The following is a 19,686-nucleotide window of genomic DNA, read 5'->3' as shown; positions in this document are numbered from 1 at the left end:
CTCTCCCTATTTCTAGCTCAGTAGAAACAATTTCCTATATTTGTTATTATAAAGTAATTTTCTAATCGGTCCGTCATACTTTAGACACAATTTGGCAAAATCTTTATCTAGGTACCCAATAACTGACACAGCAGTCTTATAGCTCTTTAGTCTTATTAATCCTTCAAAAGAATATAAGAAAATAGAACCAAAGATGATTTTTCCATAATAAAAATCCACATGAGAATTCTCATATGGATCTTCGCTTTTATCTATTCACTGAGGCTTCATAACCGACACTGTTTAACAAATCACACCACTGCTCAAACGTATTTAATGTTACTTTTACTGGTGCAGTTGGATGATCCATGTACTCTACAACCCATATCCCTCTTGCAGAGGGAAGAAAGAAGACGATATTTTCAAGAATCGGATCTCTTTCAATACTTGGATTATGGAACAGTGAAATATTATAAAGAGACCAGTCCTGCGACTCTAAATCATTGAGAAAGATACGGAAGCTCAGCTCTTCTTCAGAAGAAAAACTGGTTATTTTCCTTACTTTGCCCGCGTTACGGCGCTCACTCAGTAAATCAAACGCCTGATCGGAAAGATGGAACGTATGCGGTTCTTCAATCCCCTCTTCCGAAAATGAGTAATAGTTTCGTATTATGTCCGGTATATCAACTGCATTGATATAGGCAAATTCATGGATAATGTCACGATCGATAATATGAGACATCCATGTATCGTTTTCAATATGGTGTATCATGAGAATGTTCGATTGCCCTTTATTTGAGCAGCGAATCATCCTTTTCGATTCTACATAGTTTTGAATAAATTGCTGAATTTCATCCCTTAATGGGATCTCTCCCTTACTCTCTTTTTCATCATCCCAGAGCTGCTTTAGGATTAATTGATGGGTAGTCACTTCCATAATTGCTTCCCATTCTTTTTGACGTTTTTCTCCTACAGAAGCCTCGGCAATACCTTTTGCCACACCAGGATAACCACTAAGTGTTACTAAGAGAGCTAGCTCCGCTGATGTACAAGTCATGATATAATCCATTTAATTCACAATCCTTTTCGTTAGGAAACCATTGGGACGGTTCTCCTGGTCTCTATCTCTATAGAAAAATAGCCCGGAGCAGATTTTTAAGTACATAATAAACAATTATAGAGGCAATAATTTGGACAACTATAGAAATCAACATAAAGAACTTTCTTTTTAGGAAAGAGTACTTTAAAAATTTCTTGTTCAAATAGGGCCCGATACCAAAAAAGGCATTAATCACATAAGTAAACGTCTTTTGAAATACCGTTTTTGGATTTTCATAAACACCTGTTTCGTAAACATCAAGCACAATTCTTCCGAGTAAAAACACCAAGATACTGAACATTACTTGAACGCTCAGATAATAGGATAATAAGCCTTGAATCAGTTTCATTGTTTCTAAAGTCATGTTTCACCCTTATCCTTTATTAAGAGATTTGCTGAAGATACCAAAGTTCAAAATTCTTACAATACGTTTTTAGTTGAACCAGCTTCCAACGGATTTAAAGGTGTTACTAATCCCCGCACCTATATCTTTAATTCCTTCTTCAACTGCTCCTCCGAGCTTTTCTCCAACATTTTTAATCTGATCCTCAAAGACTATACTTCCGACTCCGCCGACCAAGGCACCAACAGCACCTCCAACTACAATTCCTACAGGTCCACCAACGCTGCCAATCATCGCACCGACTTTAGCTCCTGCGCTGATTGCAATAATATCTGCGGTAATTCCAGCAGCTGCACGTCCAGTTATCTCACCACTGGTCTTACCTGCATTGTCAGGGTCAACAAACTCTGCACCGTTTGCAGCGAGTGATATTCCCCAGCCAACCACCGGGACTTTCTTTGCCACTTTGCTCCAACCCTTGGCATCAATTATGTGCTCAGCAATTTCCTTTGTACCTGTTGTTATCCGTTTTTGGAATGTACCAGATAAAGTATCCGCTTTTAACAGATTCAAATTCTTTGGAAAACCAGCAGCATGCTTTAATAGCGCTGAAGGATTATTATATGAAGCTGCAATCTTTTGAAGTTGCTTTACGACCGGATTCGCAGGGCTCGATTTTGAAAAGTTATAGATTGCACGAGCCAGTTTAGAGTCATATCTTCCTCTTCCTCTACTCTTCCAGGATGGATGGGCTCCTACTGTAAATTTATATTCACCTTTAATTTTCTTCCAAAACGTTGGCTTCCCGCCTATGTAATTAATTTTAAGCTTCCGTGAAATCCCAGTACTAAGCGCAATTGTAAAAAGTTGTGTTCCGACTAAGGCGGCATCCCCGATACTAAGTTTTCCATTGATGTAATTAAAGACATTCAAGATACTAGCAATAGTTGATTTCTTAGATTCAGGGGTTAAGGCAGATTCGGATTTCTTGGTTAGCTCAGTTTCTGTCCGGCAATACTGATCCATGGATTGAGCAATAAACCGGTCCAAGTTTCTTATCCGCGTCTCTAATTGATTAGCTGACGTGATAGCAGCATTGAACCTTGAATGTAAATTCCCCCGATTCATAATTTCGTGATCAATCGAATACCTTAGAGCACTTAAACCATCACTAACCTCTGATACTTTTTGTGACATAGGACCAATACTGGCACCAGTCATTTTAACATAATCTGTTTGAATCCTAATGGGCGGCAATTTATAGCACCTCCAAGCACTCTAGTAAAATTAGTTTCCAGCGGCATTTGCCTTTTTTTCAGCTTCCGCTTTTGCCTTTGCTTCTGCTTCCGCCTTTGCTCTTGCCTCAGCTTCTTCTTGACGCTGAATTTGTTGTGCAGCGGAAAGAACATCCGACCCAATTGAACTTAGTTTCGAAGATAGGGCAGCAATCTCCCGATTTATACTGTCAATTGTTTGGTTTATGTAAAACATCTCTTGGGCCTTCCAGCCATTGTTGAGATTCCCTTTTACCCTATTTAAGTTACTTTTAACTTCAAGTAGTCTTGCGGAATAATCATTGATTTTATTTGCCTGCGAAGCCGCTAAATGAACGTTAATACTCACTTTATCACCTGCTTTTAACGAAACCGTCTTTGATTTTTATTATTTCCGATTCCCTCTATTTTCCTATTTATTATAAAAGCTATTTATTTATTATTCTATAAAAAAGAAAAAATTGGTTATTTTGTACCGGACACCCCCCAAATTTTATAAAAAATAACGTCTGAAGACCCAGACGTTACTGATTGACCCTTCTTAGGGACGTTGATATTTAATGAAGTTAGTTCAAGTCACAAGAACCGTCCCCGTGTTATTCCATTGCTTTTAAAGCTTTTGTTTTAAAGCCGCATTGCCCCATGGCTTCGGAAAGCTCTATTCTTAATTGTGCTTCATCAAAGTCCACTAACTTTTTTCCTGCAACCACTTGCTTTCCCGCGATAAATACATCTCGTACATTCCCACCATTAGCCGAGTACACTAGAGCAGAATATGGATCAAAAATAGGAAACATATTGACTGAATCGGTTTCAACTAGGATGAAATCCGCCTGTTTCCCTGCTTCAATAGAGCCAATTTGCTTCTCCATCCTTAAAACGGCAGCTCCTCCGATTGTTGCTAACCTTACAATTTCTTCAGCCGGAAAGGCACTGCGATCTTGTAAATAGGTTTTATGAAAATTCGCAAACAATCGCATTTGGCTAAATAAATCCAAGGTATTTCCGCTGCTTGGCCCATCTGTTCCCATTCCCACCGTTATACCAGCAGATAACAAATCCCGGACACGGGCTACACCTTTAGCAGATTTCGTATTCGCCCCGATACAATGAGCCACTTTTACATCATATTTCTTCAATAACTCAATATCATTGTCTGATAAATGAATACAATGTGCAGCGACAAATCTTGGACTCAATACACCAATATCCTCTAAAAATTCTATCGGGGATTGATTGCGTTCATTACGAAATTTATCCATTTCAAAATCCATTTCACTGACATGCATCATCCATGGTACATCGTATTTCTGAGACAAAGCGTCTGCTTGCTGGAGTACTTCAATGGTATTTGAGTATGGGGCATGCGGTGCTACTGACGCTTGAATTCTTCTATTTCCCTGCCATGTCGGAATAAAACGTTGAGCATACTGTAAGCCGCCCATTGGATCGGACACATCAACCGTTACTGAATCAATCACGGTTTCTGCTAAAATTCCGCGGCTATGCATTTCTTCAGCCGCTTCAGCTAAACGTTGTTCAAAATAATACATATCAAAAAATGTCGTCACTCCTGCAAGCTGCATTTCAGCAATGGCGTATTTTGCGCTTGTGTACGCCAACTGTTCATTCATACATTCATTTTCTAATGGAAATAAAAAGCGGCGTAAACGGTCGGGGTAGTCATCCCCTAATGAACGAAATGGGATCATGCCAATATGCGTATGTGTATTAACCATACCTGGCAGCAAAATGGCCCCTTTGGCGTCGATACATTTATCATAGGTAAGTTCATTTGGCAGTGAGTCCATCGCACCAACCTCTAAAATTTCCTCATCATCTGTTATCATATACCCTTTTGGGAACTGGTCCATCTGCTCATTCATGGTTAAAATCCAAGCATTTTTAATCACTATTTTCAAAATTGTTCACCCTCAACTAGCGGGATCATCATTTGAGAACGCACATTCATCATCCCTTTATCTGTAATCTTGATAACAGGTGAAACTGGCAGGGATAAAGTCGAGAAGGACATAATTTCATTACTGTTGCGGTATCCTAACCGATTCATCGCTTGCCGCACTTCCTTCAATTGCGCACCTAGTTCTTGTATCGGTGCATCACTGACAATACCGCCAACTGGCAATGGACAAACCGCTTGCACCTTCCCAGCTTGTACCACGACGTAACCGCCCTGCAAAGCCAATAGTTGTTTTTGTGCTGCTATAATATCCTCCGAGCTCGTTCCCATTACCATTAAATTATGATGATCATGCGCCCAAGTAGTGGCGACAGCTCCTTTTTCATATAAAGCTCTGTCCACAAATCCGTAAGCAATGCTGCCCGTTTTTCCATATCGCTCCATCACCACAATTAAGGCTAACCCGCTATTTTCCCAATCTAAATATCCATCTATGACGTTAACCTCACGTTGTACATGCTCTGTAAATGTACCTACTTCTGAAATTTGAATGACGTTTACTACAGTCTTTTCAGACTCCTTCACCTTGAAACGTAAATCCTCTAATGTTAATTCCCGGCATTTTAAGGATTGATAGAAATGCTTGGGAAAATTAGGTTTTTCAGCCGGATATCTGATTTGATTACCTCGTGCATGGACTAACCTTCCATCTTTATATACCGCGTCAATCTCAAAACTATCAATGTCATTTAACAATACAAAATCAGCTTTAAAACCTGGCACAATCGCACCTCTGTCTTGGAATCCCATTCTTCTTGCAGGCGTATAAGTAGCACAATAGATGGCCTGTTCTGCTGGCATCCCAGACAGAATAGCTAAGCGTACATTGGCATCCAAATGTCCTTCCAACAAGTCATCCGCCATCACATCATCTGTAATAATAGCCATATAGTCATAGAAATGATTTTCCACTACAACGCGTATGTTCTCAGGAGTAATCGATTTCTTCTGAAATTCTAAAAACATTCCATTAGTGATTTTTTCATAAATCGATTCCGGCGATTGATGGGTGTGATCAGCTGTTATACCTGCATATAAAAACTTTGATAATTCTAATCCCGAAACACGTGGAACATGACCTTCTAATGGCATAAATGGCCTCTCCGTTTGAACAGCGCGTAAGATCTGCCGAATCAAAGACTCTGGTTCATTGACAATGCCGTTAAAGTTCATCGCTTCCCCTAGCGCAATTACTTTCGGGTGCTTCAAGAGCTGCTTCACTTCTTCTACACCGATATAACCGCCCGTTGTTTCTAATTCTGGAGTTGTCGAAGGTACAGACGAAGGAATGGCATAGAAAATATCCATGACACTTGGCTGAGAAAAGAATGCCTCCAGCCCTTCCATACCAAACACATTTGCTATCTCATGCGCATCAGCGATAACCGTTGTTACCCCATGGGTTAACACTGCCTCTGAAAAAATGGAAGGGGATGTCATTGAGCTTTCTATATGCATGTGAATATCCATTAAACCAGGAATCAAATACTGATTTTTAGCGTCTACCACTTTTTCAACATGGATATTTTCAATGTTATCAGCTGTTAGATAGTAAAATTTATCCTCAACAATAAACACATTTTTCTTTTCGAATTTTTTGGTAAAAGTGTTAAAGACCCGTGCATTGATAATCGCCAAATCCACTTTCATTTTATATTCTCCTTTCTCAAAATCTAAGTTTTTTATCAAAAGCGCCTTTGGGTTACCGTTGAACACGAAATATCATGCTAGAGGGAATCAACGGCGCCTTTTGGTTACCGCAGAGCATGAAAAATTATGCTAGAGGGAATCAAAGAGCCCTTTTGGTTACCAAAACTGCCTAATAAAAGAAAAAGGCCAAGAATGATCTTAGCCCTTTCCTATAAACTCAAACTATTTGTTCAAAATTCGATTCCATTGATTAATCCAAGATTCAAAGTTTTTATTTACGAATAATGAATCGACTTTATTTGTACGTTCTGCCACATCACCGTACGTTTTATTTTTAGCAGTTTCCTCGTCAAGGACTACATTTTTATTGGTTGGTGCTTCATTAAGAGACACTGCCGTTTTTTCCTGAACTTCCTGACTTAGTCTCCAATCGATATACTTATATGCCAAGTCTTTATTTTTTGAGTTTTTGTTTACGTTAATCGTATTAAAGTTTGCGTACGTTCCAGACTCAGGTACAACATAGGCTACATCTGGATTAGATTCTGTAATAATCGGAACAGCAAAGTCGCCGACAACAGCTGCTGCAATTTCTCCCGACTGGAACATGTTGGCTAAATCCGAAGATTTGCTATACGTTTTTACCACGTTTGGAGCTAAGTCTGTGATTGCTTCAAATGCAGCTTTTCCTTTATCACTTGCAAGTTCCACCTTCTTATGACCGCTTGCTACATATAGCATCGCCGGGCCAAATGTGGTAGTAATGTCTGGAATGGAGATTTTCCCTTTTAAAGAAGCGTCCCATAAATCATCCCATTCCTTAATCTCTTTACCAGCTGCCTTTTTATTGTAAACAATTCCGATACTGTTCAGCGTGTATGCTGGACCAGAACCATCTGCCGATAAATCTTTTGCGCTATCGATTAAGTTGTCCATGTTCGGAACATTCTTGCTGTCGATTTTTTCAAACAGACCAGCCGATACACCGTCTGCTGCATTTGATTGGGACAGTTCAATTACATCAACCGTTGAGTTTGGATTGCTTTTCAATTTTGTTAAACGCTCAGAGCTTGTACCCGTTTCTAATACAATGTCGACATTGTATTTTTCTTCAAATGGTTTGAAAACATCTTCTTGCATTTTATCTTCTTCCAACCCAAATGTTGAGATAATCAATGTTTGTGGTTCTTTATCTGCAGTTTTGTCTCCACCGTTGCCCCCGCCGCATGCAGCAAGGATACTAGCTGTTACGAAACTTAAACTTACTAAACCTAATGTCTTCTTCATTTTTGACTCCCCTTTTCTTAGATGTTTTATATTCTTAAACTATGATTAGCTTGTGAGCAGGAATGGATAATGTTACTGCGTCTCCGACTTGATACACTACATCATCGGCTTTATTTGCGATTAAAGTGCCAATGGAAGTTTCCACTTCATACTGATAGGACTTACCCAGGAAGGTCCGGACTTTTATAACCCCTGACACCATATTAGTAGTTTGTTGCGTTGTATTTGCTGCGATTTCTATATCATCTGGACGAATGGTTCCTGTTTGTTTTCCAGGTTCCCAATCGCGATTACTTAGGAAAACTGTTCCATCAACAGCCTTATACTTCCAGTCTTCTGTCGGTGTTAAATCAAAGAAGTTTTCAAACCCGATAAACCGGGCAACGAATTCTGTTTTTGGGTTTTTATAAATTTCTTCAGGTGTGTCAAACTGTTCGATAACACCTTTATTCATAACAGCCACCTTGTCTGAGATGGAGAAACATTCCTCTTGATCATGTGTTACAAACACAGATGTAATGCCTAATTGACTTTGAATTCGTTTAATTTCGATACGCATGGATAAGCGCAATTTCGCATCTAAGTTACTCAAAGGTTCATCCAATAATAATAATTTCGGTTCAATCACTAAAGCCCGCGCTAAAGCAACACGTTGTCTTTGTCCACCTGAAAGCTGTTTGGGATAGCGGTCACTAAGCGCCTCTAAACCTGTAATTTCAAGAATATCTTTTACCTTTTTGTCTATACTATTCTTTTTTTCCTTGCGTAATTTTAAGCCGAAGGCAACATTTTCCTTAATCGTAAGGTGGGGAAACAAAGCATAACTTTGGAACACCATACCAAATTCACGTTTGTGAACGGGCACTTTTGTTAAGTTTTGATTGTCAACAAGAAACTCACCATCATTTGGCTCGATTAAGCCTGCAATAACACGTAAAGTGGTTGTTTTCCCACAGCCTGATGGGCCTAATAAGGAAACCAATTCTCCCTTTTCAATGGATAAATTTAAATCTTTTAGGATATCAGTTTTGTTATCATAACTAACTCGAATATCATTTAATTCAACATAGGACATAATGCTGTGTTACCCCCTTCGCTGTTAACATCTTAGATGTTCCTTATGAAATACTTGCTAATCCTAGTGTCTTCTCAATAACAAACATCAGAACTATCGTACCAAGCATTAAAATAACGGATAAAGCAGAAACAGATGGATCATAGTTGTATTCTATATAATTCATTAAACTAGTTGGCAGCATGGATACACCTGGTCCGGATAAAAACTGCGAAACAGGTATATTGTTGAAGGAATTAATGAATGCCAACATGAAGGAAGCAAAAATTCCTGAAGTAATGTTCGGTAAGACCACTTTGATAAACGTTTGTAATTTTGTACAGCCTAACGTCCACGAAACTTCTTCAATTGAAAAATCTAACTGTTCAATCGTTGAGCCTACTACTCGAATGATGTAAGGCAGGCAAATCAAGAAGTGACCTAATAACAACCCTTGAATGATAGGAAATTGAAACTTGATCACAATAAATTGATACATGGAATATCCAACTACCAAACCCGGAACAATCGTTGGAGAAAGGAAAAAGCTCTTAATCCAATTTCGTCCGAACACCTTGTGACGTGCCAAAGAATAAGCAGCCGGAACACCAATAACTAATGCCAAAAGCGTCGCAATAAATGCTACCTGTAGACTGAGCAAGAAGCTGTCCATAAAGGATTCATTGTTAAATACCTTACTGTACCAATCAAGGGTAAAACCTTGAATGGGAAATTGAATCGTTGAATTTGTTCCAAAAGAGGTCACGATGATAATAAACAATGGAACTAAAAGAAAGGCAAAAACCAGACCTGCAAATATTTTTAAACTGATATTTTTACGCATTTATCTCACCTCTTTTATCCATTCGTCCCGCAACCCAGTTGAATAACTTCATCACAATTAAAGTGGCCACAATCATAATCAAGGCAATAACACTAGCACCTTGCCAGTTCCCTAGCGCAGTGGCACTTTGATATAAGAAGGTAGCTAACATGATGTTTCGGTTCCCGCCTAATAATTGCGGGGTTGTATAAGCTGTCATACTTCCAGTGAAAACTAAAATACTGCCAACAATAATCCCCGGTACACTTAGTGGCAATATCACTTTTACAAAGGCTATCAAGCGATTCGCGCCCAATGTTTCAGCTGCTTCCATAATTTCAGCATCGATGTTCTCTAAAATACCTACTAACGTAATAACCATTAAAGGTAAGAAGAGATATACAGAGCCAATGATAATCGCGAATTCTGTGTAAAGTAAGGTAAGTGGTTTAGACAGTACACCCATACTCATTAAAGCATTATTCAATATACCGTCTTGTCCCAATATGGTAATCCAAGCAAAACTCCGCACAACTGAATTGGTTAACAACGGAAACAATGTTATGGACATCAGCAGGCCGCGCCATTTTTTTGGACTTTGGGAAATGTAGTAGGCAGTTGGAACCCCCAGCACTACACAAATCAGAGTGGCAATCAGTGATATCTTTAACGTCCGCCAAAAAATACTAAAATTATACTCATCTAAAAAGAACGACGTATAATTCGACAAGGTGAAACCTCCATTAAAAAACGTCGGGAAAATCGTGGAAATCAGAGGTAACACCAAGAATAAAATCAAGAGAATTAATCCTGGAGCCAAGATGAGATAAGGGATTCTTCGCTGCGTCATTTCCGGCCTCACTTTCCAATTCTAATAGTAATTTTGAATGTTAATAAACTCATAAACTGGCTTAATCTATTTCTTCTACGTTTAGATTATAAAGAATAAGATACAAATTAGCAACCCTAAAAACGAACATTATTTTATTATATATTAAAAGCGTTCGTGAATTATTGAATCACATTCGATAAAAAGGTGAAAAAAACAGGACTATTCATAAGTTTTTACGAACAATAGAAATAAATCATTCTGTAAAATATCCCTATTTTTTACACAAAAAACCACTCCCTATTTTTTACTAGGAAGTGGTTTTTCATGGTATTCCCTTTTCAAGTAACTAAACCGGTTCTTATGTTTTTTAATTAATGGGGGTAGTTTATTCCCAAGTGCCTTCCTGCAACGTCTACAAAAATTATCTTAACTTAATCCTTCTCATCAATAACTGTATTGGCGTCGTTTAAGTACTTTTCCAACTCATTTTGAAATACCCGCTTCTGTCCTGGCTCCCATTTTAAAACAGAAGCCATCGTTTCAATCACTTTGTCCTTCCATTCTTTTGCCCAATGAATATCAAATAAAAGAGTACCTGTTCTTCTGAAGAAAAAGTCGATTGGTTTTGTCGTCATTTCATGTCTAATAGAATAGATCATTTCTAAGTATACATATAGCGGCAAACCACTTTCAGCGTCAAAATCTTTTCTATACTCAAATACCTTATCGATATTAGATCCATACCTTTTTACAAGCTTCTCGGCTTCTTCCCTTGATAGTCCATATGCAATTCCCAACTTAACCTTTTCATTAATAAAGCTTTGGAAATTTTTCGAACCACCAAAATTTCCGCCTGAAATGGGTAATGTTTTTGTAAGGCATGAAGGAAACGTTCTATCTTCTTCCTCCTTAAATTTCTTCACTAGTAAATCTACTACTAGCTCAGCCATTTTACGGTAGCCTGTAAGTTTCCCGCCTGCAATCGTGATAAGTCCTGAATCTGATTTCCAGATTTCATCTTTACGCGAAATTTCTGATGGACTTTTTCCATCTTCATGAATTAATGGGCGTAATCCTGCCCAGCTTGATTCAATATCTTTTGAATTTATATTTAATGAAGGAAACATATAATTAATAGCATTTATTACATACTGACGATCTTCAGTTGTCATTCTCGGATGAATAATATCTCCTTTATATGCCGTATCTGTAGTTCCTACATAAGTTTTGCCATCCCTAGGTATGGCAAACACCATTCGGCCATCGGGCGTGTCAAAGTAGATGGCTTGATTGAGAGGGAAACGACTTTGATCAATCACTAAATGAATTCCTTTTGTTAACTGTAACGATTTCCCTTTTCTAGATTGATCTTTTTCACGTAATGAATCTACCCAAGGGCCGGCTGCATTGACAATTTTATTGGCATAGATGTTATAGGAATTCTTAGTTAATTGATCGACAACTTTAACACCTTTCACTCTGCCATTTTCATAAATAAACGCTTCGACTTTTGTATAATTAACAGCCGTTGCTCCTTGCTTTACCGCTTCTTTAATAACCTCAATCGTTAACCGTGCATCATCAGTTTTATATTCCACATAGTAACCTCCGCCTTTCAGCCCTTCCTTTTTGAGTAAAGGCTCATGCTTAAGCGTTTCTTCAGCACTTAACATTTTTCGGCGTTCACTACTCTTAACACCTGCTAAAAAATCATAAACGAATAGACCTATGGAAGTAGAGAACTTCCCAAAAGTACCTCCTTCATAAATCGGGAGCAGCATCCATTCCGGTGTTGTTACATGAGGGCCATTTTCATAAACAATGGCTCTTTCCTTACCAACCTCTGCAACCATTTTCACCTCTAATTGTTTCAAATAACGCAAACCGCCATGAACTAATTTTGTTGATCTACTTGATGTTCCAGCAGCAAAGTCCTGCATTTCAACTAAAGCGGTTTTAACTCCGCGGGTGGCTGCATCTAAGGCAATGCCGGAGCCTGTTATGCCCCCTCCAATAACAAGGACATCAAATTTCTCTTGCTCCATTTCCTTTAGAATCAAGTTCCGGTTTTCACTTGAAAAATCCATCCATCTCACTCCTATTCCTTATTTATACTGAGTTAACGGAAAGTTCGTTCCTTGCTAAATACAAAAAGAGAATCCATAAATTCAGTTTATCAAAGATCAGTAGTTGAAAAATGACAGAACAAAAATATATGGCCTCCTTTCAGTTTTAGAAAACAAAGGGTGGCCATCTCGACAATATTCTTTATTACCCTAGAGGATTAAACATAGGATTGGCGGCATATATAGCTTTTTTAATCAAACGTTTAATTAAAACAGATTCAACTAATTAATCATTTAATTGAATACCACCTAAACCCTTATAACAAACGGAATTCAGGCTACTTTCGAGAGAAAAAATTGTCGTATATTAGTTTTCGTTGTTATGGAATATCTGAGAAACTGACAATAGAAACTAGAAGTATACAAATACTTACAATTACAGACACGTTGTTAAACCAACTAAACGTTTGATTAGAAGTGCAGTAAATCCTTTTAAACCAAATTTTTACCTATTTTCTTATAAAATTAATTGTCGAAGAACAACTGTGATATTGGGAGAAGAATAAAAATTTACCAGCTAGCAAATCAGAATCACTGGGATGGGTCTTTTAGGAGCCAATCGGAATTTTTCATAAAAAAAATGCCTGAATAACAATAGGTGTTAGTCAGGCATTTTTTTGAATTTTTATAGTAGACTTTTCGCAAACATTTTTGATAACCCAAGGTAAATGCAGTCATGCTCCTATCCTATAAGCTCCTCAACTTCCCCCTTTGTTGGCAATGCCGAGATAGCTCCTTTTCCTGTTGCAGTAAGAGCGCCGCTGGCATTGGCAAATTGGAGGATAGCGCACTGGTGATCTCGCAGCACTTCTTCAATGTTTACTGGATTCGCATGCAATTCCAGTAATTGATATAAAAATCCGCCAATGAATGCGTCACCCGCACCGGTTGTGTCCACTGCTTCAACAGCATATCCTTCTGATTCAAACCTTTGATTTTTTAAAATTAAATCCGCTCCGGCAGCTCCCTTTGTGTAGACAACCGCCTTAACGTTTCCAACGAACAACGATTGTATCGCCTCCGACTCATCTTTTATTTCTGTAATAAACTCAAGCTCTTCATCGGAAACTTTGATGATATCAGCAGTTGGCAAAAATTCGAGAATCGCCATACGACAGTCTTCTGGATTTTCCCAAAGCGGAAGTCGAACGTTCGGGTCAAAGCTGACTAAGCCGCCTGCCTCAGAAACAACAGCGATCGTTTTCTTATGTGCCTGTTTCATCGGGCTTTCTACTAAATCAACCGAGCAGAAATGGAGAATATCCCCTGCCTTAAACCAAGCTGGGTCGATTTCCTCCCCGCTTAACAGTAAATCGGCGGAAGGATTACGGTAAAATGAAAAATCACGTTCCCCGTTTTCTTTTAAAGAGACAAACGCCAAACCTGTATTCGCCTCACCCGTCCGATATATTTTGTCCGTCTCAACACCAGATTCGATAAGCTTGTCGACTAAAAAGTCCCCAAACGCATCGTTTCCTAATTTAGAAATCATTGCTGCTCTCTGCCCATATTTAGCAACAGCAGCAGCGACATTTGCCGGCGCCCCTCCTGGAGCTCTCTCAAAGGAGACTACATCCTTTAACGCTACCCCTTTTTGAAGAGGAATAAAATCAATTAACACTTCACCAATCGAATAAAGCTTTCCCATTTTTTCACCTCTTGTACAACTATTAGATTACTTGATATCCCATTTAACAATTTGTACATTCGTTTGGCCGCCGCGGGCAAACACACGAATTCCATTACTATTTTTACCAGGGAAGATTCTTCCGGTAAATACTTCCTCGCCATCATTTACAAACACTTCAATAGAGGAAACATCAACAAAGATACGGAATGAAATCCTTTCAGCTTCCAACCTGCATTTCCGAACGGTACCAAACTCCTCAGCAAAGGGTTCGCCTGACATAGTCCGATCAAACACAACCTTTTTTGCAGCACGGTCATATTTTACTATGGTCTTCTCATTTTCACCCACCCGGAGTTCCAAACCAAACTCCTCAGCGGTACTGCCAGAGAATTCAGCAAGAAGCTCATACACGTCTCCATCAAAGTTATCCAAACATATTGTTCCATTCTCAACCTTTTGACTCGTTTCTACCTTTTCCCCGCGCAGCAACTTCAGCTCATCAACTGGCTGTTGAAATAGTTTTCCTTCTTTAACTGTTAACTCACGAGGAAGTGTTAGACAATGTGCCCAACCGTGTTTATCCGTAGGATAGTCAATTTCCGGCAATCCCATCCAGCCGACTAAAATCCGGCGCCCAAGATGATCGACCGTTGTTTGCGGGGCGTAAAAATCAAAACCGCGATCCAGCTCATGAAATGGACCATGCTTTAATTCGATTTTCTCTAAATCTATTGGACTTCCAACTACATACCCTGATTGATAAATATTTTGGCAGCTGTCGCCCTCCGCTTTTAACCCTTGCGGAGAGAAGAGGAATATGCCTTGTCCATCTAGTTCAAAGTAATCGGGACATTCCCACATATAACCGAAATCTTCACCTAGCCCTGTCTTTACTTCACCGACAAACTGCCAATCGGTTAAATCCCTTGAGCGATATAGAACGACACTGCCAGTCTCATTTTCTCTTTGAGCTCCAATTACCGCATAGAAGAAATCTCCTTGTTTCCATACCTTTGGGTCGCGAAAATGGTCGGTATACCCACTAGGAACGTCTGGAATCACCGGAGCACCCATTTTGATGATGCTTCCATTAGGACTCATCTCAGCCAAACATTGATACGGGTGACGATTCCAATTGTCATCACGGGTATTGCCCGTGTACATTAAGTACAATTTCCCCTCATGCTCAATCCCACTCCCGGAATACGCCCCATGGCTATCAAATTCATTTGACGGTGCAAACCCCAATCCAACATTCTCCCAGTGAACAAGGTCCTTAGACTTCGTATGATACCAATGCTTCAACCCATGTACCGGCCCAAGCGGAAACCATTGATAAAATAAATGATATTCCCCATTAAAATAACTAAAACCATTGGGGTCGTTTAACAATCCCGTCACCGGCTGAATATGAAAAGACTGCCGCCATGGGCATTGATTCACTAGTTTGGATAACGCTTGAATTTCCTCTTCATTCACGTCATCCATGCTTCTGTATCGCTGCTCTTTTGTCCATTCCATGGTGATTCACTCCTAATACAGAAAGGAGAATCACGGGATTCTCCTTTTCATTCTTTTTTATTATGCTGCTGCTTGATCAGATGTTTGTTTAACTGCTTTTTTTTCGTCTCTTTTTGCTAAAACAATCGTGACGATAAATGCTGTGATAAATGCAATCGCCATACCGATGATATAAGAAATAATGGAATCTGGGCGAATCGAGATAATTCCTGGGATACCAGCAGCCCCTAGTGCAGTGGCTTTAACCTTGAACATCGTTACAAAGCCTGATCCGACGGCAGAACCAATAATGGCACCGATAAATGGATAGCGTAATTTCAAGTTAACCCCGAACATTGCTGGTTCTGTAATTCCTAATAATGCCGAGATTCCGGCTGCTGAAGCCGTTCCTTTGATCTTGCCATTTTTTGTAGTCTTTAGTACCGCAAGTGTCGCTGCTCCCTGCGCAATGTTTGACATCGCTGCGATAACAAAGATAAATGATCCACCCGTTTTCACGACATCCGCAAGTAATTGTGTTTCTACCGCTATAAAGCTGTGGTGCATACCTGTAATAACAATCGGTGCATATGCCAAACCGAAGATGATTCCTCCTATCACACCTGTTGTATCATATAACCAAACAATTCCATCTGTTAAAAGATTACCAGCCGAGCGAGTCAGCGGTCCTACCAAAGTGAACGTTAAAATCCCAGTAATAAAGATAGAGAATAACGGTGTTAATAGATTGTCTAAAGCAGAAGGAACAACCTTCCGTAGTGCTGTTTCGATTTTTGCTAGAATAAATGACGCCGCAAGTACAGGAAGTACGCTACCTTGATAGCCTACCTTCTCAATTTCTAAGCCAAAGATATTCCAAACGGGGACTTCATTATTAAGTACCGCCGCACCATAACCGTACCCATTTAATAGGTCTGGGTGAACCATCAGCATTCCAAGTGTGGCTCCAAGGAAAGGATTCCCACCAAACCGCTTTGTTGCGGAGAAACCAATTAATATTGGTAAAAAGACAAAGGCTGCATTTGCAAATGTATTAATGAGTGCCGCTAAATCTGACATTTCTGGATTTGCATCTACTAAGGATTTTCCCTCAAAAAATAAATCTGGAGCTGTTAAAACATTGTTTATCCCCATTAATAAACCGCCAGCTACAATCGCTGGAATAATGGGAACGAAAATATCTGACAGCATTTTAACGAACTGCTGAATTGGATTTAGTTTCTTGGTCGCTGCGTCTTTTACATCACTCGTTGACATTTCTGTTTGACCAGACATCTCCGCTAGGTGTTTATAGACCTCGTTTACTGTTCCAGACCCTAAAATAATTTGGAACTGACCTCCTGTTGAAAAAGTCCCTTTGACAACATCCATATTGTCCAAGGCTGCTTGATTAACAACTGATTCATCTTCTAAAACAAGACGTAAACGTGTGGCGCAATGCGCTGCAGCCGATAGATTTTCCTGCCCGCCAATGGCATCCAGTACTTCCCGTGCAATTTTTTTGTGATCCATCTTAATCCCTCTCTTTTCATTTGGGTTGGGAACCGGTTCCACTTAAGAGTAAAAAAATAAATCCCTCAATAAGTGGAACCGGTTCCGAAATAAACTAAAAAAATAATTGATAAAAGAGAAACCATATTCAAATGTTACCAAGTGAAAAGGTCCTCTTTAATGGAACCGGTTTCGTTATCTTCATTATAGAGGACGTTTCAAAAGATTGTCAACGCTTTCTCGCTCAATAATTTCAAATTTCGAAACGGTAATCTTTTCCACCGTGCGTTCATTGACTAACTCTACAATATGCCGTGCAGCCGTTTCCCCCGCTTCTTTGTAAAAAAACTTCGCTGTCGTTATTCCGGGATGAATAATTCCTGTCACATCATAGCCGCCAAAACCTGTAACGGCTAAATCCCGCGGTATTGTAATCCCCTCTGAATACGAAGCCTTCAAAACACCAAGAGCAATATTATCAGTTGCACATACGAAGATGGCAGGCTTAAATTCATGGATGATCTCCTTTGCACTAGCTTGTGCAGCTGGAATATTAAATAATGTCTCATAAAAACGAACATCACAATCCTCTACTTCTTGTATGGCTCTTTTAAAACCCTGCTTCCTTTTCACACCTACTGAAATATCCCGTTCCGTTACGCCTAGATAAGCAATTTTCCGATATCCTTTTTCTAATACATACTGCCCCATCGCATAACCCGCATCATAATCATCATGTATCAGACTATGAAAGTTCTTATGCTCTTGTCCTATTAGCAGTACAGGAATTTTAACACTTTCAAACGCCTGAATATGCTGATCGGTGATTTCAGTAGCCAGCAAAATAATCCCCGCCATCTTTTGATTGGCGAAGCTGTAAATGCTTTCGATCTCTCGCTCCAGATTTTGACTTGTATTGGAAATAAGCATTTGATAATTCAGCTTCTTTAATTGTTCATCAATACCAATTAACGTTTGTGAAGACGCATATGAATCAAGCCTTGGGACAATCGTGCCAATAATATTCGTTTTCTTCGCTTTCAAACTCTGCGCAAATGGATTCGGAGAATACCCGGTTTCCTGGATTGCCTGTTCAATTTTCTTCTTTGTTGCTTCCCCAACTGAGCCGCCATTTAAATACCGGGAAACCGTGCTTTTCGCCACTCCCGCAAGCTTGGCAATATCTAAAATTGTACTCATTATCTTCAACCTCATAACATAACAAATTCATATACCCTTATAGTAACATAAATAACTTCATACACAATGGAGCAACGATACATGGCTAATAGTTAGGAAAAGATCATCTCCTTTCTTCAAAAACAAAAGACTTCCCCAAAAAAGAGGAAGCCAATAATCATAAAAGTTAATTCTTTTACTTTTGTTGTTTAACCAGTGCTTGACGGTCGACTAATTTGGGAGGTTCTTCCAGCCACGCATGTTTAATCATTATTTTTGCTCCATCTTCTGCATATGAGGCAATTTCAGCCGCAAGGCGTACATATGTAGTATTTAAATCCATTCTTTGGCTAGTCCCAGCGGCAGCGCCGTAATTTCCTATCCCGAGAGCAATCAAACTAGTAGTATGAAACATCATCAACTTATCTGAAAAAGGTGCAACCGTACTTTCCATAACAAGGGCATCCCACCCCATAGGTGCAGGGATATCTTCGTTAATCAATAATGAACTAAATTTTGTTATATGCTTTTTAGCAATTCCTTTCCCTTCCAAAAAGAATTGTTTTACATCCTCATTTTTACACACTTGTGCAAAGGCCATCATCATGGCTTTTCCTAAAGCGTTTGATTGGATACCCATAAAAAGATGGGTGATTTCAATTGCCGTCAGGGGTCGTTTATGACCTAAAAAGTCATTTAAAAAACCTTGTTTTTCTACAAAATCAACCTTATCTGGCATTGGTATTTGTGGTGGTCTAATATATACTCCCTTTGACAGCATAACTTTTCTTGCCTTATCGTGTAATTCTGAAACAGATATGAGTAAATTTCTAAAAAAGTCACTTACATCGGAACGTGCTGAAACTCCAATCGCCATACTCATACTTGCCATTGCGATTACCTCTAATTTTTGTATATACATGAGGATAAACCCGTCAGAAAACAACTTCGGTGCATTCAGATTGACATCTTCTTCTGTAAAACCAACTGGTATAGGGTGATTTTCTTTTGAAAAGATCTCCTTAATGATATGGATGTCATTTTGCGCTATGCTTAAGGAATTTTCGATAAGTGGAAGGATTTCTTTATCTTCGCAAATATTTTTAAAATAACTCATAACACAAGTTGCTAATGTGTCGTTTAAGTATTGTACCCAAAGAAAACCGATTTCTGAAGCTGTTAGAGGGATATTATTATGTTCGGGTACTTTTTTATCTTCATTCATGTACTCCCTTCCTCCTATCATTATTTCGATAATAGACCGGCCAAATTTCTTCAGTTATTCAATCATGAAGTAATATTCCCTCAATTTAAAAAAACTATCTAATATGATGCTGACAAGCTGCAATAAATTTTTAATATACGTCTTGGTCGTGTTCTGAAATGTTTAAAGTGCCAGGCACCCTCCAAAAGCGAA

At 39.1% G+C, this 19,686-nt stretch carries 16 protein-coding genes; all 16 read right to left on the bottom strand.

Going from position 1 to position 19,686, the window contains the following annotated elements; genetic code table 11:
* Positions 1–247: 247 nt before the first annotated feature.
* On the bottom strand, positions 248–1,048 hold the full coding sequence (locus tag BANA01_RS12675; RefSeq protein ID WP_034675358.1) for a hypothetical protein: 801 nt from the start codon (positions 1,046–1,048) through the stop codon (positions 248–250).
* A gap of 58 nt (positions 1,049–1,106) precedes the next feature.
* Positions 1,107–1,442 (bottom strand): hypothetical protein, encoded by a 336-nt coding sequence (locus tag BANA01_RS12670; RefSeq protein WP_034675355.1) that lies wholly within the window; start codon positions 1,440–1,442, stop codon positions 1,107–1,109.
* A gap of 69 nt (positions 1,443–1,511) precedes the next feature.
* Positions 1,512–2,678 carry a hypothetical protein gene (locus tag BANA01_RS12665; protein ID WP_052106376.1) on the bottom strand — a complete coding sequence of 389 codons (1,167 nt, stop codon included), beginning with the start codon at positions 2,676–2,678 and terminating at the stop codon, positions 1,512–1,514.
* A gap of 30 nt (positions 2,679–2,708) precedes the next feature.
* A complete protein-coding gene (locus BANA01_RS12660; protein ID WP_034675352.1) occupies positions 2,709–3,044 on the bottom strand; it encodes a hypothetical protein in 336 nt (111 codons plus the stop codon).
* Positions 3,045–3,291: 247 nt separating this feature from the next.
* Positions 3,292–4,608, bottom strand: coding sequence for an amidohydrolase (locus BANA01_RS12655; protein WP_235847134.1), 1,317 nt, complete (start codon positions 4,606–4,608; stop codon positions 3,292–3,294).
* Between the two features lie 5 nt (positions 4,609–4,613).
* Positions 4,614–6,326, bottom strand: coding sequence for an adenine deaminase C-terminal domain-containing protein (locus tag BANA01_RS12650; protein WP_034675346.1), 1,713 nt, complete (start codon positions 6,324–6,326; stop codon positions 4,614–4,616).
* A 222-nt stretch (positions 6,327–6,548) separates the two neighbouring features.
* Positions 6,549–7,613: an ABC transporter substrate-binding protein gene (locus BANA01_RS12645; protein WP_034675342.1), complete on the bottom strand. Its 1,065-nt coding sequence runs from the start codon at positions 7,611–7,613 to the stop codon at positions 6,549–6,551.
* A 34-nt stretch (positions 7,614–7,647) separates the two neighbouring features.
* On the bottom strand, positions 7,648–8,688 hold the full coding sequence (locus BANA01_RS12640) for an ABC transporter ATP-binding protein (protein ID WP_034675338.1): 1,041 nt from the start codon (positions 8,686–8,688) through the stop codon (positions 7,648–7,650).
* Positions 8,689–8,731: 43 nt separating this feature from the next.
* Positions 8,732–9,511, bottom strand: a complete 780-nt coding sequence (locus BANA01_RS12635; protein ID WP_034675335.1) for an ABC transporter permease — start codon at positions 9,509–9,511, stop codon at positions 8,732–8,734.
* Positions 9,504–10,340 (bottom strand): ABC transporter permease, encoded by an 837-nt coding sequence (locus BANA01_RS12630; RefSeq protein ID WP_034675332.1) that lies wholly within the window; start codon positions 10,338–10,340, stop codon positions 9,504–9,506. The genes BANA01_RS12635 and BANA01_RS12630 overlap by 8 nt, the downstream gene beginning before the upstream one ends.
* Positions 10,341–10,753: 413 nt before the next feature.
* Positions 10,754–12,409, bottom strand: coding sequence for a glycerol-3-phosphate dehydrogenase/oxidase (locus BANA01_RS12625; protein ID WP_034675329.1), 1,656 nt, complete (start codon positions 12,407–12,409; stop codon positions 10,754–10,756).
* A gap of 721 nt (positions 12,410–13,130) precedes the next feature.
* The gene (locus BANA01_RS12620) at positions 13,131–14,096 is read right to left on the bottom strand and encodes a carbohydrate kinase family protein (RefSeq protein ID WP_034675327.1); all 966 of its coding nucleotides are present in this window, start codon (positions 14,094–14,096) and stop codon (positions 13,131–13,133) included.
* A 27-nt stretch (positions 14,097–14,123) separates the two neighbouring features.
* Positions 14,124–15,599 (bottom strand): glycoside hydrolase family 32 protein, encoded by a 1,476-nt coding sequence (locus BANA01_RS12615; protein WP_034675324.1) that lies wholly within the window; start codon positions 15,597–15,599, stop codon positions 14,124–14,126.
* 60 nt (positions 15,600–15,659) lie between these two features.
* A complete protein-coding gene (locus BANA01_RS12610) occupies positions 15,660–17,111 on the bottom strand; it encodes a sucrose-specific PTS transporter subunit IIBC (RefSeq protein WP_034675321.1) in 1,452 nt (483 codons plus the stop codon).
* A gap of 183 nt (positions 17,112–17,294) precedes the next feature.
* Complete coding sequence (locus BANA01_RS12605; protein ID WP_157411782.1) at positions 17,295–18,293, bottom strand: LacI family DNA-binding transcriptional regulator; 999 nt, start codon at positions 18,291–18,293, stop codon at positions 17,295–17,297.
* Between the two features lie 172 nt (positions 18,294–18,465).
* A complete protein-coding gene (locus BANA01_RS12600; protein WP_034675314.1) occupies positions 18,466–19,494 on the bottom strand; it encodes a DUF3231 family protein in 1,029 nt (342 codons plus the stop codon).
* Positions 19,495–19,686: the final 192 nt, after the last annotated feature.

This window comes from Neobacillus niacini NBRC 15566, from assembly GCF_001591505.1.
Lineage (GTDB): Bacteria > Bacillota > Bacilli > Bacillales > Cytobacillaceae > Neobacillus > Neobacillus niacini.
The sequence above is the reverse complement of the archived record's forward strand: the minus strand, read 5'-3'. Positions and strand labels throughout refer to the sequence as shown.

Coding starts and splice junctions, on each gene's coding strand:
- BANA01_RS12640 (WP_034675338.1), bottom strand. CDS start 8,688: ATGTCCTATGTTGAATTAAATGATATTCGAGTTAGTTATGATAACAAA.
- BANA01_RS12630 (WP_034675332.1), bottom strand. CDS start 10,340: ATGACGCAGCGAAGAATCCCTTATCTCATCTTGGCTCCAGGATTAATT.
- BANA01_RS12650 (WP_034675346.1), bottom strand. CDS start 6,326: ATGAAAGTGGATTTGGCGATTATCAATGCACGGGTCTTTAACACTTTT.
- BANA01_RS12645 (WP_034675342.1), bottom strand. CDS start 7,613: ATGAAGAAGACATTAGGTTTAGTAAGTTTAAGTTTCGTAACAGCTAGT.
- BANA01_RS12615 (WP_034675324.1), bottom strand. CDS start 15,599: ATGGAATGGACAAAAGAGCAGCGATACAGAAGCATGGATGACGTGAAT.
- BANA01_RS12620 (WP_034675327.1), bottom strand. CDS start 14,096: ATGGGAAAGCTTTATTCGATTGGTGAAGTGTTAATTGATTTTATTCCT.
- BANA01_RS12670 (WP_034675355.1), bottom strand. CDS start 1,442: ATGACTTTAGAAACAATGAAACTGATTCAAGGCTTATTATCCTATTAT.
- BANA01_RS12635 (WP_034675335.1), bottom strand. CDS start 9,511: ATGCGTAAAAATATCAGTTTAAAAATATTTGCAGGTCTGGTTTTTGCC.
- BANA01_RS12600 (WP_034675314.1), bottom strand. CDS start 19,494: ATGAATGAAGATAAAAAAGTACCCGAACATAATAATATCCCTCTAACA.
- BANA01_RS12675 (WP_034675358.1), bottom strand. CDS start 1,048: ATGGATTATATCATGACTTGTACATCAGCGGAGCTAGCTCTCTTAGTA.
- BANA01_RS12610 (WP_034675321.1), bottom strand. CDS start 17,111: ATGGATCACAAAAAAATTGCACGGGAAGTACTGGATGCCATTGGCGGG.
- BANA01_RS12625 (WP_034675329.1), bottom strand. CDS start 12,409: ATGGATTTTTCAAGTGAAAACCGGAACTTGATTCTAAAGGAAATGGAG.